This window comes from Mycobacterium simulans (genome assembly GCF_900232995.1).
In the GTDB taxonomy this organism is placed as follows: Bacteria; Actinomycetota; Actinomycetes; order Mycobacteriales; family Mycobacteriaceae; genus Mycobacterium; species Mycobacterium simulans.
Genome location: NZ_OCVX01000005.1, coordinates 32,072 through 47,104 on the forward strand (window position 1 = coordinate 32,072; position 15,033 = coordinate 47,104).

Consider the following 15,033-nt stretch of genomic DNA (forward strand, 5'->3'; position numbering starts at 1 on the left):
CGCCCCTGCCCCCCTCGCGGTCGCTGCGCCGGGCCCAGCCGTCGACGTCACCGCGGCTGGCGTGATAGTGCCCGCCGGCGGACCTGCGCCCGAGCCGCGTCGCGTGCTGCACGGTATCTCCGACGTGCGCGCGTTCTTTCACACCAATACCGTGCCGCTGTACTTCATCTCGCCTACCCCGTTCAACCTGTTGGGCATGTACCGCTGGGTACGAAACTTCTTCTACCTGACCTACTACGACTCATTTGAGGGCGAACATTCGCGCGTGTTCGTGCCCCGGCGGCGCGACCGCATTGATTTCGGGTGCATGGGGGATGTGTGCAACCACCTCCTCCGTGATCCCGAGACACTCGAGTTCATCGCGCGACGAGGGCCCGGCGGCAAGGCCTGCTTCGTGATGCTTGACGAGGAGACCCAGGCCCTCGCGCGCCAGGCAGGGCTGGAGGTCATGCACCCCCCGGCGGAGCTGCGCCATCGCCTGGGCTCCAAGCTCGTCATGACACGGCTGGCCGACGAGGCGGGCGTGCCGAGCGTGCCTCACGTGATCGGGCGCGTCGGCTGCTATGACGAGCTGTCGGCGCTCGCGCAGAGCGCCGGGCTGGGGGACGACCTCGTCGTCGTGGCCGCTTACGGCGACGCCGGCAGCACGGTGTTATTTGTGCGTGGCCAGCGCGACTGGGACGATCACGCCGGCGACCTGGTCGAGCAAGAAGTCAAAGTGATGAAGCGCATCCGCAATGTCGAGGTGTGCATCGAGGGCGTCGTGACTCGCCACGGCACCGTGATCGGCCCCGCGATGACGAGTCTCGTCGGTTACCCGGAGCTGACTCCGGGCAAGGGCAGCTGGTGCGGCAATGACATCTGGCGCGGGGTGCTGCCGCCCGCACAGACGCATGCGGCGCGAGAGATGGTCGGCAAGCTGGGAGACATCCTGCGCCGCGAGGGGTACCGCGGTTACTTTGAGGTAGACCTGTTGCACGACCTGGACTCCGACGAGCTCTACCTCGGCGAGGTGAACCCGCGCCTCAGCGGCGCGAGCCCGATGACGAACCTGACCACCGAGGCCTACGCCGACATGCCGCTGTTCCTCTTCCACCTGCTCGAGTACATGGACGTGGAGTACGAGCTCGACATCGACGAAATCAACTCACGCTGGGAGCAAGGCTATGGCGACGACGAGGTCTGGGGTCAGCTGATAATCAGCGAGACCTCGCCGGATATCGAGATGTTCACCGCGACCCCACGCACCGGTGTGTGGCGCCTCAACGATGACGGGCGCGTCTCCTTTGCGCGCCAAGGCAACGACTGGGCGACGCTGCTCGACGAGTCCGAGGCCTTCTATATGCGCGTCGCGGCGCCTGGCGACTTACGCTGCGCGGGCGCCCAACTCGGCGTGCTCGTGACCCGCGGACACCTGCAGACCAGCGACTACCACCTCACCGAGCGCTGCCAGCGGTGGGTCAAAGGCATCAAGGCGCAGTACGTCTCAACACCCCTGACGCCGGCCGCGCCGATCGTCTCGCGGCTCGTCGCACGAGCGTGACAGTCCCGGGCGGTATCTCACTGGACAACTGGCTGTCGGCGCCGTATTCGCATTGGTCATTCCAGCACGTCGAAGACTTCGTGCCGACCGCGGTGATCTCGCGCGGGACCGGGCCGGCCGCGGCGTTGCCCGCGGCCAGCGCTCCGTTGGCCGAGATCCGGGTGACCAGCACTGACGGGTCTGCCACCACCGTCGGCGCGGTGATGGCGGCCACCGCTACCGACGGGTGGGCGGTCGCCCACCGCGGTTCGATGGTGGCCGAGGAGTACTTGGACGGCATGGTGTCCCAGACCCGCCACCTGCTGTTCTCGCTGAGCAAGTCGCTGGTGGCCGCGGTGGTAGGCGCGCTGTACGGGGCCGGTGCGATCGAGCTTGACGCGCCGGTCACGGCATACGTTCCCGCTTTGGCGAACTGTGGCTACGACGGTGCGACGGTGCGCCACCTGCTGGACATGCGGTCGGGTATCGCCTTCTCCGAAGATTACGACGACCCGGCCGCGCAGATACACGTCCTCGATCAGGCGATCGGCTGGGCACCCAAGAGCCGTCCGGATGTCCGCTCCACGCTGTACGACTTCCTGCTGACCCTGCGGCAGAAGTCGGCTCACGGCGGCCCGTTCGAATATCGCTCGTGCGAAACCGATGTACTGGGCTGGATCTGCGAGGCGGCGGGCGGCCAGCGGATGCCCGAACTGATGTCGGAGCTGCTGTGGCGTCGCATCGGCGCCCAATGCGACGCCACCATCGCCGTAGACGCCGTCGGCACTGGCTTTTTCGACGGCGGCATCAACGCGTGCCTTACCGACATGATCCGGTTCGGGTCGCTGTTCTTGCACGACGGTGTCTCATTGACAGGCGAACAGGTGGTGCCGGCGGCGTGGGTCGCCGACACCCTCAATGGCGGCCCGGACTCGCGTCAGGCATTCGCCGCCAGCCCCGACGACACCGAATTGCCCGGTGGGATGTACCGCAACCAAATGTGGTTCCCCTACCCGGGCAGCAATGTCGTGTTGTGCCTGGGCATGTGTGGTCAGATGATCTACGTCAACCGCACCACGGAGACGATCGCCGCAAAGTTATCCACCCAGCCGCACTCTCATGAGCCGCACATGCTGGACACGCTGCGCGCATTCGATGCGGTGGCACACGAACTGGCTGGAATTACTAGGTAAATGGCCGCCACCTCGCCCCGCATACCGTCGGCAAGATCGTTGCCGCAGCACTACCCGACGGCTGGACCATGCACACACTTCGGCACCGATTCGCGGCCCGCTCCTACCGCGGCACCCGCAACCTCCGCGCCGTGCAACAACTCCTCGGCCACGAGCCGATCGCCACCACCGAGCGATACACAGTCATCGACGACGCCGAGATGCGCGCGGTTGCGATGGCCGCTACGCTCGTCGAACAGAATTCCAGGGGCCGCTGCTAGCGGGCCAGTTTTTCAGATGCCGGCGAAATACTTCGAGACTGCGACTGTGCCGTCGAAGTAGTTCGCGTGGGTGACCTTCACGGTATCCAACGAATCCGAGCCGATCAGCACGATCTCGATCGAGTCGGACTCCTTGATGTGCTCACGTTCTAGCCGGGCATATTCGGCCATCGCGCTCTTTACATCGGTCCCGAATTCCGTCAGTTTGACTAGCTCAGCGCGGCTGTGATCGAACATGAGCAAGAAGTGATTCAGCGATGCAGTCATCGACGTACTCCTTGCAGGTAGGGTTGCGCGGCCCTTCTCAGTGTATTTACACGATGCAGTAGCTCTGTACCCACAGTTTGGCCATCTTCTTCAAGCGCCATCGCCTCTGATACCGCTGCGAACCAGTCTCGCACCGGCGCAGGGCCGCCGCCAACTTTGATATCCAACCCGAACCGTGACGTGACACTTTCGACTGTGTAAGCCCATTCATGCTGGACCTGCGTGCGGAGCTGCACTTCGATCAGACGACCCTGGTAGCGGACGATTACGTGTACTGCGCGATAGCCGTCCGGCTTTGGTTTCACGACATAGTCCCTGGTCCGAACGGTGACAGGGTCACCCGCATATCTGGATTGGACGCGCTGGACTTCCTCCAGGCTTCGCAGGACGGCACGGCAGCCCCCGATGTCGTGCATCCGACCAAGGTTCATGCCAGGTTCACGACCGAGCTTGTCGATGATGGTGGGAATACGTTTCAGCCGCTGCGAGACCTCGATATGACCGCAACCCACTGTCTGGACACGGGACCGCAGTCCGTTCGTCGCAGCGCCAAGGGGACGAGCATGCGCCGCGCGCCACGCTTCCAGCGTGTCCAATGCAGCGAAGATCTGCTCGGGGCCGACCTCCATCCAAGCGGCGACACTGACGACATTCCCGACCACTCGCAACCTGCGTAAGACATCGCCCGCACGGTTCACCGCGGAGACACTCGGGACAGAAACAGCCACGTCAGGGAACGCTACCGCCGCCCGGCGACGCGCGATGGAAAGCCGCCCGGCATGCCATAAGCCGAGCTGAGGTCGCGCCGTCTGCCGGGGCGTGTCTTACACCGGCGATCACCATCCGACACCGGAGTATCGACTTCATGAACAAGCCCCGACCTGTCATCGCTGTCCTGATCAGCGGCGGCATATCCGCCATCCCGGTAGTCGGAGGTCCGATACAAACCTTGTTCGACGCCATCGTGGAACGCGTCCGGCATCGCGCCGAGATCACCGCGCGTGAGATATGCGAGGACGTCGGCTCGGACACCGTTTTGATGCGCATCGATGAGAATCCGGAACTTGAACCGCTGCTCAACCAAGCAATCGAGGCGGCCGCACACACCAGCATGGAGGCCAAGCGCCGACTCCTCGCACGGGCTGCTGCTGCCGCATTCGAGGATGACGACAAGGTCGAACCGGCGTCGCTCATCGTGTCCACGCTGACCAAGCTCGAACCCGTGCATATCCGCGCACTTCGCCGGTTGGCGGAAGCCGCCACGTCCTCACCGGACCAGGACGACGATCGGCGAGGCGAGGTGATGAGGGCGGCGAGTGAGGCCGAGGCCGTTCCGGTGCTGGCGGCGCTCATTCAAACCGGGGTCGCGATCGCGACGACAACCGTTGACGCCGGCGACGGCACGTGGCTGCCAGCAGAGCGGAGCGGCCACATCCTGATCCACGACATCAGCGACTTCGGCCACCGTCTCCTGGCCCACCTCAGGGCCGCCGACGAAGGGTCCGAGCGCCTTATCCTTCCCTAGCGAAAATCGACGACCATCCCATGCCGCGCCCGTGCTCGGCGATCCGCCTCGCCAAATGCATCTGAATCGCCTGTGTCGCAACGTAATTCGAACGAAATAAGGTTTTGGCCGAAACAATTCGCCTCGCTGGATAAGAAAACTGGCTACCGTTGCCGGAGTTAGGCTGGGGGGTACACCCATTTCTTTCGGGGCCGCTGACCTGCGCGCCATAGCTGAGGCGCGCAAGTCGCTCGTAGGCGGAGATGTGTCAGAACCGCAACTCGGAGAGGGCGCAGATGTCCGGCGCACTGGTGGTGCGTTGCGGGCCGGGTCGGCACGGGGTGTACCGCTGCCCGAGGTACGCCTCAACCGCGGCGAGCGGGGTGACCTCGACAGTGGCCCCGTCGTCGTCGTTGAGCGTGAATACGGCGCCACGCTGGGACAGTCGCAGACCGAGCCGGCGGGCCCGCTGGCGAGCGTTGCGAGCTGGGCTTGCGGCGCTGGCGATCATCAGAGCCGCTTGAGTTCGTCGGGGCCCCGCGGCGCGCGCAGTGCCGTCGAACCACCGAGCCCACCCGGTGCCGCCGGATTCCCAGTCGAATACTCGCCGGGCATCGGGAGGCGGCGCGATCGCGTGTGTCGTCATGCGGCACAGCTAACAACGCGAATATGCGAAATAGCAAGTGCTGCAGCCTAAATTGCGCAGCAGCGGCGCACCTGTGCAAAGAACGGCTCTTGTGCTTCGACGCAGTACGGGGTGCACACCCAAGGGCGACGACCCTAGTATGGCGGATCAAGCACGTACTTGGCCCAACGACGAGGGATGATCCTCAAAAACAACGCTTGAGCAGCAACGATAGCTGTGGTCCCGGCTGGGATCGAACTAGATTTATTTGCTGAGACGGTAAGCTGCTGATCAGCGTTATCCCCTTGTATTGCAAGGCTTTTGGCTGGTATCCTAGTAACAACGGACAACAACAAACACCAGCAGTATGCCGTTACGGATAGCCCATGGATAGCCCAGCCCTGCAAACTAGCAGCTCAGCACAGTTTCACCGCTGGGAGATTAGCAAACTAGATGGTTTCAAGTTGTAAGCGAGAGGAAAATACGCCATGTCCGGCACGAAAAGACAACGCATGAACCTCATAGCTGACCAAATCAAGGAGTGTCACGATTGCGACGGCATGAACGAGCCCGGAAAAACCGAGTCGGCACCCGGCTACGGCTCCGTTGACTCCCCCGTCGCCATCGTTGGCCAGAGTCTGTGCCGTAAGTGCATGGAGACGAAAATTCCGTTCACGGGTGGCAGTGGTCGCTATATCGATGACGCTCTAAGGATCGCAGGAAAGAACAAAGGCGACATCTTCATTACCAACGTTGTTCATTGCCACCCGGTCAACGATCAACCATCGCAAGTCGAGTGGATCAACAACTGCCGGCGCTTCCTGCGTGACGAACTAACGATCGTCAAACCGACACTGGTGATTGGGTTAGGCGATGACGCCGAAGATGAATTGACGAAATTGTATTCATCTAAGGCACAACAACTTTCGTGGCCGTTCGTCCCGCCCCGCCAATTTCAACCTGATATCACCTATCTCGTATTCCCCGAACACCCCGGTTCGCTGAGATGGAAGCCTACTGAAGATCGTCAATATTGGTCGCCTAGCTTGGCAAGTGCAATCCGTTGGGGTTTCGATGTCCGGTAAGAAAAATCATCGCGGGTGGGGATGGATTAGGAAACGCGCCAGCGGTCGCTACCAGGCGTCCTACATCGGCCCCGACAACGTGCGGCACTTCGCGCCGGAAACCTTCGCACTCAAGATCGAAGCCGAAGAGTGGCTGACCGCTGAGCGCCGCGATATCCAGAACGCCAAGGCGGGGTTGCGCTCAGCGATGGCAAGCAACGTATCGACTGAGCTGCAATGGATGAGCCCAGCGCAACGGAGTGCCGTCGCCCACCAAAAATTGAAGTCACAACCTACGCTCTCCGAATATGCAAAAGACTGGATCGAGCACCGCCAGATCAAAGAAAACACCCGAATCCAGTACCAAGCCAGCTTTGACAAATACATTGCGCCCAAGCTTGGTTCGATCCTGGTAAGCAATCTGCGACCGACCACGATTCGCGCCTGGTATAGCGGCCTAGACCCAGCGCACCAAAAGACACGCGCCAACGCCTACGGATTGCTCAACACGATTTGCAAGACGGCGGTCACAGATGAACTGCTGCAACAGAATCCGTGCAACATCGAACGCGCAACTGTTGTGGAAAACAACCACGAAGCCGTCATACCGACGCCAGAGCAACTAGCGATCATCGCAGACAAGATCGAAGCGAAATTTAAAGCGTTGGTACTGATTTCGGCATGGTGCGGCCTGCGATTCGGCGAAGTAACAGAGCTGCGCCGCAAGGATATCCGTTACGTCAATGCCGACGACACCGCACTACCAGGCATCATCGTGGTTGCTCGCGGCGTAAGCCATCGCAAAGGTTGCCATCTATCCACGCCGAAAACCCATCGCACGCGCAAGGTGGGAATTCCGCCGCATATCGCGGCTGCAATCCATGAGCATTTGGAGCGGTTCGCCGAGCCCGAATCTGAGGGTGGCCGGTTGTTTGTGCCGGTTCGTGGTGGCTGTCATGTCATGGATCGCGTTGTGCGACCTGCATTCCGTGATGCTTGCGCTGCTGCTGACATCTCAGGAATGCGCCTGCACGATTTGCGTCACTTCGCCGGTACCCAGGTAGCGCGGGTCGGCAACCTCGTGGAGACGATGAACCACCTTGGGCACACGACGCAGAGCGCCAGCTTGCGGTATCAGCACATGGTCAGCGGTCGCGACGCCGAGATTGCTTTGGCCCTGTCAGCACTCGCGACCAAACCGGCGCTCGTCGTGGACTGAGTTCTTGATACCAGTGATGCTGACACTGTTTGCATTCCCGTCCTGACGATGTGAGCCAATGGACATCAAAACACCCGCAAGCGGGACATTCACAAACTGCCGCGAACGAAGAAAGTTCCTTTTCCTTCTGTTTTATATAGGATGCACGCTGTTTTTTTGCGTCTTTAACAACACGACGACCAAGCGTCTGAAGCGCTTCAATGCCTTGGCCAGTTCTAATATATTGTTGAACAATTATGCGCTCGTCTTCCTCCGAAAGTAGCGGCGTAGTCTTAGCCTGTACTTTTTCTTTCTTTTCTCTCTTCCTCAATCTTTTGTGTTCACTGTGAACAAACGCCCAAATATACTCATCACGAAACCCCCAATCGCGTGTCACATCGTCCTTCGATTCCAGATATGCATTTTCGCAAACCTTTCCAGCACGATAGGGCATTGTTGCCCCGGCTTCCGGGGTAGGTGGATCCTAAACCAACCGACCGACAAGCCCACAGGCTTGGCAATTAGGTGCACTTACCCGGCTGTTGCAATACCAGCCGGGAATATCTCCGTTTATGCAGGTCAAAGCCTTATCGACCCACTACAGCCCCGATTTGGGCTATGCGCGGGCTATCGGCGTGCTGAATTACCTGGTGGCAACGCTCGCTGCTCTTGGCGGGTGCGTTGCGCCGCCTCACGTCGCAGTCGAGCTATCTCGCTCATGCCGTCTTCCATCGTCATCAGACCGTCACGCGCTGGCGCTGTATCGAACACAGAGGCACGTTCGTCGTCGTCGGGAGTGATCGGTTGGCTAGCGCCGTACAAATCGCCCATGTCAGCATCATCGAAATCATCAACGATCTCTGCCTCAATGTGGTCGTCGTGAGTAGGAGCCACCAGGGCGGGGGTGGCATCTGGGATGCCCATTGAACGACGATGCTCGGCACGAGAGCCACCCAAATGCATTGTGAGCTGGATACTTTCAAAGATATCTTCGTAAGGCTTTGCGGTTAGTTCAACTTCGGCTTTAACGCTTACGCCGCCACGATCTAAAGCATCTCTGATCGCTGCCAGCTTGACCGAATCTGAAACCTTGTCATCGGTTGCCATTTTCAGCAGTTCCCGCGCCAGGCGGTCAGCGGCGTTAGCGAGACGAACGCGAGCCGCATTACGAACCTGCTTGGCGGCTCCGCCGTGCGTGCGGCACACGGTTGACCCAGCGATGGCCCATTTCCGGCACTGTTCACCATTTTTGCGATGTGCCTTGCAACGCTGGTTTGGATGATCTGCCAGTTTGCGATCCCAGACGGCGCTCTTCATAGGTTCGTCATTCGATGCGTTCTCACTCATCATCGTTTCCTAACTTTGCGTCCCGAAGTTTGCTGAGCGGCGGTTCCGCGTCGGTTCCCGAGTCGGGAACCGTCAAGCGGCATGAACAGGCCATATCCGCAGGTGAAGGCCGTTTTCCCTACGGTTCCCGTTTTCGGTTCCCTTATAGAGAGGGAACCGGGGAACCGCAGAGGGTCGCTGACGCTCCCTCTACGGTGGTCCCACACTGCGAGGTTCCCATAGTTCCCGGTAGTGGGAACCGCTCTAGCTGCGAAAATGCAATCGGAGTTCCCGCGGTTCCCGGTGTTGGGAACCGACCACCAGGCCGGGCGCACTCCGATCACGGTGCAGCCCCTAAGATCGGCGGCAGAGGCACTACGACTTTGCCAGGACCGAGCAGCATTGCCCTGCCTTTGGCCGCCTTGCGCTCGGACAGCTCCAACCTGTCGAGTAATCGATTAACAGCATCAAGCACAGTCTTTGTCCGGCCACCGATTTTTTTATGCAAATCGGTGCGACTCATGGCCCACGGTGTTGCGACAACCTCACGCACAATGCGTAGCTCAAGGTCGCGTTGCGGCGTCGAAGATGTGCTATTGGCCGGACTGTTTACTCTCCAGCTACACGATTTCCACGCCACCATGTCAGGATCAGCGTCGTCACGTTCTAAATGCCAGTCGATTTCCCAGCGCCATCCACCACCGCGGCGAGTGGAGAATTCAACCTCTAACTTATAGTCGTTTTGGATTAGATCAGGGTTGACGCGGTGACGCTGCAAAACCCATGTGTCCGACCACTGGGAAAGACCGGCCATCGAAATATTATCCAAATCGAACGCATCGCCGACGTTCTTCTTGAAGTGATCACCGATCACTAGCGCGGCGTAATCTTCAATCAGCTCACGCAGCTTGGCAAGCATGGGCCCACGTACATATAGATTCGATGCTTCAATATTTGACGGATGGTAGGCGTACAGAGGGTCAATTATGACGAGCGCCGGTTGCAACGTATCAAGATGGCGTTGGATACCTTCGATCAGTTCTGGATTATCTAATTCGTCGGTGTCAAATACAGCGATAAACGGCAAACCGGCCAGGTCGTCAGGGCTAATTCCGTACCGCGCTGCGATAATCTGGTGACGATTAGCGAAAGCATCGCGACCGCCCTCGCCACACAAATATAAAACTGGCTGCGCTGAGATGACTTCAAACTGATCTAAAAATGGAACACCGGCAGCAACCGCGATGGCCATCGCTTGCAAGTTCCATGTTTTGAAGGTCTTTTTCTCACCGGCCAGCACACCTGCAGAGCGTTGCGGCCACACACCGCGCACCAACCAGCGCATCGGCGCGAGGGGCGCGGCTAGCTCAGCGGCACTGACGCCAAGAAAGCGTGTGGGCTGCTCGTCATCTTTCGAGTCGGCTTCATCGTGAATCTGGTTGCCACTGTTATCTTTTGACGAAGGTTGTCTACCCCCGCCGTTGGCCTGTGTTTTGACGCGCGATAACAAGCCTGTTACATCTGGGTTAGCGCGGGTGTCCTCCCCATAGTTGCGGCGCATCCGCAACCAACGCTCTTCCGAATTGTCGGCTTCAGCTCTGGCTATGGCCGCGGGCAGCATGTTGTTAAACTCGGCTTCATCGTGGGTGCCGTCATCAGGATCACGAATAGCCTTGAGCCACTTGTCTTTTAACTCATCACGGGCATGCCGTGCCGAGTAGCCGCCCGCCCTAGCCTCTTTGAGCGCCCAGCACAAGGCCGAGAACATGGCTTTGTGCCGGTTGGTCCCCTTGGCTAACTCGTTGTCTAAGCCGGTGAGTACCTGGCTTAGCCCGTGTGGGTAGTCCTCGCCGCCAGTCTCGTCTAGCCAGGCAGGCACGTCAGCTTCGGCGATGCGTACCCCACCGGCCCTGGCGGGGGTTGCTAGCCCGTCGAGCCAGGCCTGTGGCAGCTCGGGAAGCTGGGACGGAGGCGGCAGTATCCCAAGCGTGATTTCCTCGCCGCCAGGGCCGTATAGGTGGTAGTCCGAGCCGTTGGCGTGGCCAGATGGTGGCACAGCGGCGTAGCGGTGGTGGCGCTGGATCAGCTCGATATGCCCATCTGAGCCGTCGAGCGCTTTCGGGTCACGGCCCGACCAGCGGACAGGCACTCGATACCAGCGGATGCCCGAACCGTCATCGCGGGCCGTCGTGATGAAGGTCGGCGGCAGTGAACCCCATGCGGTCTCGCGCTCGGCCAGGGTCGCCAGGCCCCGTTTGCCGTCGTAGGCGTCCACGTCGATGCCGATTACCCCGGCCGGGCAGCGGATGCCAAGGTTGACTTCGCCGTGGCGCTGGAAACGGTTGGGCCATGACCGTATGTCGGCTTCGGTGGCGTCGTCAGGCGAGTAGCCGGTGACGTGCCGCACCAACAGCCTCTTGCCGTTATCGCCACCCAGGATCAGCGGCGGGTATCCGGCTTCACGCCAGGCCAGCGCATAAGCAACAAATTCGTCCGCACCGCTGACCACCCGCAAATCAGGTTTTGGCGTTTCGCGCTCGCCATTATCAGGCGGCTGTGCTTGAATAGTCATTAGATCGGTCCTTCGCAAATTCGATCTGCTGCCCGCTCGGTCGCCAACAGCCGAGCGGGCTTCCCTTTTATCGGACGTTACTGCTGCGCTCTCATAACTTCGGACAGGCGCGCCGTCGATCTGACCGAATAGCACTGCGACAATTGATTCGATCTGCGTTTATTCTTAATCCGTGATTCTTTAACCAACCTCACCGAAGCCATCAGCGAACGGCGAAAATATCTTGCAGTCCTGCCTGATAATCTTTTCTTGCTCAGCAAATGCCGTCCAGCACGCACGGCAGAAGCGTGCAAAGATGACCATGTCACCCACTGCGAAGGGGAACAGCAACGACGTGTTGATTTCTATATTTTCGCAGTATTGCATGTTCTCTTGCGTGTATCGCATTGCCCGAATACAGTGACCGTTTCCGTTGATATCCAGATCACACCAGATATCATTTTTCAAATCTTCGGCTACCGAGTCGAAAGTTCGGTTGCGACGAATCAAAAAACGCTCACCCGGTCTGCTCGTCGCGTACACGATAGGACCGCTGTAGCTCCCGCCCACATAAATCTTTGGCAAGTAGGCGGGATCGGTAAAATAGTTATGATATGCCGCAAGCGCTTTGGCGACGATCTGCCGTAACCGTGATTCGGCACCGAACAGCAAGTGAGCGCCCATCAGGCCCGGCGCTGTTTTCTCGTAGTAGTGTTCGACCCACGATTCGACCTGGCGTCGTGCGGCTTCAATCTGATCTGCTATCGCTTTGGAATATGTTGTGAAGTCAACAATGTCTTTATCTTCGGGATCGATAGGGAGCACAACGCCGGTCAAAAGCCTTCTTTGGTGTGCCCGGCATTCGGTGTCGGATATCTTCGCGACCACTCGGTGAGCGAAAACCGCCCGCTCGGGATCGTATTTTTGTGCTATCGATAGATCGTAGATCCGTCGTTCTTGATCATTGAAAAGAATCGTACTCATTATGAAGTCCTTTCAGTTCTAGATATAAGGGTTACGCGCTTGCCTTTTTACTGACGAAGTTTTCCAGATCAGCAGGATCGTATTTCCATAATTTTTCACCGACTCGATACGCTGACAACTTGCCTGCCTGCCGGTAGTTGAACAGTGTTCTCACGGAAATACCAAGATATTCCGCAGCTTGCGCAGTGGAAAGCAGCCGGCCCTGCGGTTTTTTATATTTTCCTGGTGGGGTGTATCGAGCCATACATACAGAATGCCCGGCACTACCCGGCAATTCAAGGGTACGCCTCTTCGGCGTGGCGGGTAAACGACCAAATCAAATCAACTTGAAGCTTATTGTATTGCAATTTGAAATCATCTGTTTTCTTGTTTTTTGAACGAGCGCGCGGTTCCAATCACCCGCCACTGGCGATGTTGGTGGCTCTCCGTTGGACTTGGCGCCGCGGTGGTGTCGATGGGTGAAGGTACGGTTCGCGGTTGGATCACCAATACCGAAAGCGAGGTCTAATGACCCAACCCAACTACGCCGTCGCCCCCGATCCCCAGGGCGCGCAGGCACTGCGGAACGGCCATATCCCACCGGAGTGGCCGAACAGCGTGGCCTTCCGCGACTACTTAGCGAACTCCCTGGAGCACGGAGTGGCGCAAGATCAAGCTCTTCAGCATCTGGATGCTGTGATGCAAAAGAGCGGAGCAGCACTCCTGGAGACCATCATGTTGGCCTCGGCGTGGAACCAGTCGGTAAGGATGCTAGCCACGAATCTCGACGCTCTCACCGCCAGAGTCAACGCGCTCGAACAGCGGCGCTAGCCCAAGTTATCGAGCCTAGCCAGGCTGTCGCGGCCTCACGGGGCTACCTACGCTATGCACTGTGGGACTGAACTGGCAGAGCATCGCGGATAAGGGCCACACGCTCGACGCGCGGGCCAAGGTCGTCGTCTTTTCCACCATCCGGCAGGTGGGGCTGTTTCGGCTCGGAGTTGGCGCCGCCCTAGGCGGCCTCGCGATCCTGGGAACCCTGTGCGTCGCTGGCACATTGGGGAGCGCCTACCAATGGTTCAACCGGTTTTTCCGTCCGGAGGTTTGGGGTGCGATAGCAGCATGGGTGACTGCCTCTATCGCTGCGGGTGCGTTTGTATATGCGAAGAGGCAAGTCCAGGAAGCAAAACAAACACGCCTTGGTCAAGAAAAACAAAGTCGAAAATCTCTCAGACAACAAGCCAAGTTATCGCGTAAAGCTTTGGAGCATCAGGCAGAACTGTCTAGACAAGCGCTCAAACAACAAGCAAAGCAGTTTCGCGACCAAATGGCTCAGGAGGCTCGGCTCGCGCAAGAAGCACGCGAAGAAGATGCAGCGCAAGCGCAGCGTACGCGAGATGAAATGGCTCAACCAACCGTAGTCATGTATGCAGAACCCAATCCAACCGATTGGCAACTCCTTGAGGTAGTCATCAAGAACTTTGGCAGCACTCCGGCGTACGAAGTAACTCCAACTATTGAACCGCCACTCCAATCTCTTCCGAACAATTTGAGCGGTGGCGAGTTGTACGAGATTCCTATCCCGCCCATGATTCCCATCTTGGCACCTGGCCAAGAATGGCGCACTTTGTGGGACAGTGCGGTTGAACGCAAAGAAGCCGAAAGGCAGATCCGAAACGAAATCATTAAAGACTGGCCGGGCGGGCCGCCCACCGGCACAGACTTCGATCCATTGGTGGCAGAGCGAATGCCTCGAACTCTCCACACAGGCAAGGTCACGTATCGCGATAGCCGACTTCAATTGCACGAAACAAAAACGATCCTTGATTTCAACCTGCTAAAAGGCTCACTGCGCGTGAAGACTTACGGAATCCACGACATCGCAAAGAAATACGTAAGGGACGGTTGAACTGGCTTCGACTAACTAACCGTCCTAGCGTGGCCGGGGCAAGGTGATGGGGCGCGGTGCAGTGTTGTTTGGGTTACGCGGTGGCCGATTGAGCCGCTGACGCAAGGGTGCCGGTTGGCAGCTATAGGGCACCTCGGGCCGGTCGTAGGTGCTCACCGGGAGCGCCGCCGCGCCTTGCGAGTGCGCTTGAGCTGGCGGCGGTAACCCTTGGTCAGCTTGCGGGCTTCGACGTGAGCGGCCTTGCGAGCTGACTTGGGAAACGCAGCCCCAGGTGTCACGCGGTGAGGCAGAACGCGAGCGCGTCGAGTGACCGACTTGCGGTGATCCGACGCGGCACGGGCCACGTGCGCCTTGACGATGCGGCGACGAGCAACCGCAGAACGGGTGCGGCTAGCCGGGTGCACCTGACTGGCCGCAATGGCAGTCACAGCCGCCGCACCGGCCACCAAAGCACGACGGCGCACACGGCGCTTGAGGTCGGCGGCTTCGGTCGAAACCTCGGACGTGGTGCCGGTCGCGGTGAACCGGCCACGGGTATCCCTGCGGTAGACCCGACCCGATGACGCGGATTTGGATCTTGGCCGGCGGTTGGTCATCTAACGCTTTTTCCGTTGGCGCGCAGTTGATTTCGGATTGGGCGTTTTGCCATGA

14 protein-coding genes and 2 pseudogenes are annotated in these 15,033 nt (G+C 59.3%); 8 read left to right on the plus strand and 8 right to left on the minus strand.

Annotated features, from left to right (window positions below):
- Positions 1 to 61 precede the first annotated feature (61 nt).
- From MSIMFI_RS18690 to MSIMFI_RS18700, 3 genes and pseudogenes are all read left to right on the plus strand, one after another.
- The gene (locus MSIMFI_RS18690; RefSeq protein WP_191498629.1) at positions 62 to 1,543 is read left to right on the plus strand and encodes a biotin carboxylase; all 1,482 of its coding nucleotides are present in this window, start codon (positions 62 to 64) and stop codon (positions 1,541 to 1,543) included.
- On the plus strand, positions 1,540 to 2,715 hold the full coding sequence (locus tag MSIMFI_RS18695; RefSeq protein WP_191498630.1) for a serine hydrolase domain-containing protein: 1,176 nt from the start codon (positions 1,540 to 1,542) through the stop codon (positions 2,713 to 2,715). The genes MSIMFI_RS18690 and MSIMFI_RS18695 overlap by 4 nt, the downstream gene beginning before the upstream one ends.
- Before the next feature lie 2 nt (positions 2,716 to 2,717).
- Positions 2,718 to 2,975, plus strand: a pseudogene (locus MSIMFI_RS18700) (tyrosine-type recombinase/integrase); the annotation flags it as partial.
- Between the two features lie 12 nt (positions 2,976 to 2,987).
- On the opposite strand, the gene MSIMFI_RS18705 reads toward MSIMFI_RS18700, so the two are convergent.
- On the minus strand, positions 2,988 to 3,242 hold the full coding sequence (locus tag MSIMFI_RS18705; RefSeq protein WP_085248784.1) for a hypothetical protein: 255 nt from the start codon (positions 3,240 to 3,242) through the stop codon (positions 2,988 to 2,990).
- Positions 3,239 to 3,871 carry a RelA/SpoT domain-containing protein gene (locus tag MSIMFI_RS29780; RefSeq protein ID WP_224770358.1) on the minus strand — a complete coding sequence of 211 codons (633 nt, stop codon included), beginning with the start codon at positions 3,869 to 3,871 and terminating at the stop codon, positions 3,239 to 3,241. The genes MSIMFI_RS18705 and MSIMFI_RS29780 overlap by 4 nt, the downstream gene beginning before the upstream one ends.
- Before the next feature lie 236 nt (positions 3,872 to 4,107).
- On the opposite strand from MSIMFI_RS29780, the pseudogene MSIMFI_RS18715 reads away from it, so the two are divergent.
- Positions 4,108 to 4,832 (plus strand): annotated as a pseudogene (locus tag MSIMFI_RS18715) (hypothetical protein).
- 182 nt (positions 4,833 to 5,014) lie between these two features.
- Here MSIMFI_RS18715 and MSIMFI_RS18720 read toward each other — a convergent pair.
- Positions 5,015 to 5,392: a hypothetical protein gene (locus MSIMFI_RS18720; protein WP_191498634.1), complete on the minus strand. Its 378-nt coding sequence runs from the start codon at positions 5,390 to 5,392 to the stop codon at positions 5,015 to 5,017.
- 467 nt (positions 5,393 to 5,859) lie between these two features.
- Here MSIMFI_RS18720 and MSIMFI_RS18725 point away from each other — a divergent pair, with 467 nt between their 5' ends.
- Both MSIMFI_RS18725 and MSIMFI_RS18730 read left to right on the plus strand, forming a co-directional pair.
- Complete coding sequence (locus MSIMFI_RS18725) at positions 5,860 to 6,456, plus strand: uracil-DNA glycosylase family protein (protein ID WP_191498635.1); 597 nt, start codon at positions 5,860 to 5,862, stop codon at positions 6,454 to 6,456.
- A complete protein-coding gene (locus tag MSIMFI_RS18730; protein ID WP_191498636.1) occupies positions 6,446 to 7,654 on the plus strand; it encodes a tyrosine-type recombinase/integrase in 1,209 nt (402 codons plus the stop codon). Before MSIMFI_RS18725 ends, MSIMFI_RS18730 begins: the two co-directional genes overlap by 11 nt.
- Positions 7,655 to 8,260: 606 nt before the next feature.
- Here the strand turns inward: MSIMFI_RS18730 and MSIMFI_RS18735 are convergent.
- The 4 genes from MSIMFI_RS18735 to MSIMFI_RS18750 all read right to left on the minus strand — a co-directional run bounded on the left by MSIMFI_RS18735 (position 8,261) and on the right by MSIMFI_RS18750 (position 12,738).
- The gene (locus MSIMFI_RS18735; protein WP_191498637.1) at positions 8,261 to 8,980 is read right to left on the minus strand and encodes a hypothetical protein; all 720 of its coding nucleotides are present in this window, start codon (positions 8,978 to 8,980) and stop codon (positions 8,261 to 8,263) included.
- Between the two features lie 319 nt (positions 8,981 to 9,299).
- Positions 9,300 to 11,531, minus strand: a complete 2,232-nt coding sequence (locus tag MSIMFI_RS18740; RefSeq protein ID WP_191498638.1) for an AAA family ATPase — start codon at positions 11,529 to 11,531, stop codon at positions 9,300 to 9,302.
- A gap of 180 nt (positions 11,532 to 11,711) precedes the next feature.
- Positions 11,712 to 12,494, minus strand: coding sequence for a hypothetical protein (locus MSIMFI_RS18745; protein ID WP_191498639.1), 783 nt, complete (start codon positions 12,492 to 12,494; stop codon positions 11,712 to 11,714).
- A gap of 31 nt (positions 12,495 to 12,525) precedes the next feature.
- Positions 12,526 to 12,738 carry a helix-turn-helix domain-containing protein gene (locus tag MSIMFI_RS18750; protein ID WP_191498640.1) on the minus strand — a complete coding sequence of 71 codons (213 nt, stop codon included), beginning with the start codon at positions 12,736 to 12,738 and terminating at the stop codon, positions 12,526 to 12,528.
- A gap of 263 nt (positions 12,739 to 13,001) precedes the next feature.
- Here MSIMFI_RS18750 and MSIMFI_RS18755 point away from each other — a divergent pair, with 263 nt between their 5' ends.
- Complete coding sequence (locus tag MSIMFI_RS18755) at positions 13,002 to 13,304, plus strand: hypothetical protein (protein WP_191498641.1); 303 nt, start codon at positions 13,002 to 13,004, stop codon at positions 13,302 to 13,304.
- A 61-nt stretch (positions 13,305 to 13,365) separates the two neighbouring features.
- Entirely contained in the window at positions 13,366 to 14,382 is a 1,017-nt protein-coding gene (locus tag MSIMFI_RS18760) for a hypothetical protein (protein WP_191498642.1), read from the plus strand.
- 152 nt (positions 14,383 to 14,534) lie between these two features.
- Here the strand turns inward: MSIMFI_RS18760 and MSIMFI_RS18765 are convergent, their stop codons facing one another.
- Positions 14,535 to 14,978: a hypothetical protein gene (locus tag MSIMFI_RS18765; RefSeq protein WP_191498643.1), complete on the minus strand. Its 444-nt coding sequence runs from the start codon at positions 14,976 to 14,978 to the stop codon at positions 14,535 to 14,537.
- Positions 14,979 to 15,033 lie beyond the last annotated feature (55 nt).

Excerpts from the sequence above, each read along its gene's own strand:
- MSIMFI_RS18705 (WP_085248784.1), bottom strand. The coding sequence starts at position 3,242 with ATGACTGCATCGCTGAATCACTTCTTGCTCATGTTCGATCACAGCCGC.
- MSIMFI_RS29780 (WP_224770358.1), bottom strand. The coding sequence starts at position 3,871 with ATGGAGGTCGGCCCCGAGCAGATCTTCGCTGCATTGGACACGCTGGAA.
- MSIMFI_RS18720 (WP_191498634.1), bottom strand. The coding sequence starts at position 5,392 with ATGACGACACACGCGATCGCGCCGCCTCCCGATGCCCGGCGAGTATTC.
- MSIMFI_RS18725 (WP_191498635.1), top strand. The coding sequence starts at position 5,860 with ATGTCCGGCACGAAAAGACAACGCATGAACCTCATAGCTGACCAAATC.
- MSIMFI_RS18730 (WP_191498636.1), top strand. The coding sequence starts at position 6,446 with ATGTCCGGTAAGAAAAATCATCGCGGGTGGGGATGGATTAGGAAACGC.
- MSIMFI_RS18735 (WP_191498637.1), bottom strand. The coding sequence starts at position 8,980 with ATGAGTGAGAACGCATCGAATGACGAACCTATGAAGAGCGCCGTCTGG.
- MSIMFI_RS18740 (WP_191498638.1), bottom strand. The coding sequence starts at position 11,531 with ATGACTATTCAAGCACAGCCGCCTGATAATGGCGAGCGCGAAACGCCA.
- MSIMFI_RS18745 (WP_191498639.1), bottom strand. The coding sequence starts at position 12,494 with ATGAGTACGATTCTTTTCAATGATCAAGAACGACGGATCTACGATCTA.
- MSIMFI_RS18750 (WP_191498640.1), bottom strand. The coding sequence starts at position 12,738 with ATGGCTCGATACACCCCACCAGGAAAATATAAAAAACCGCAGGGCCGG.
- MSIMFI_RS18755 (WP_191498641.1), top strand. The coding sequence starts at position 13,002 with ATGACCCAACCCAACTACGCCGTCGCCCCCGATCCCCAGGGCGCGCAG.
- MSIMFI_RS18765 (WP_191498643.1), bottom strand. The coding sequence starts at position 14,978 with ATGACCAACCGCCGGCCAAGATCCAAATCCGCGTCATCGGGTCGGGTC.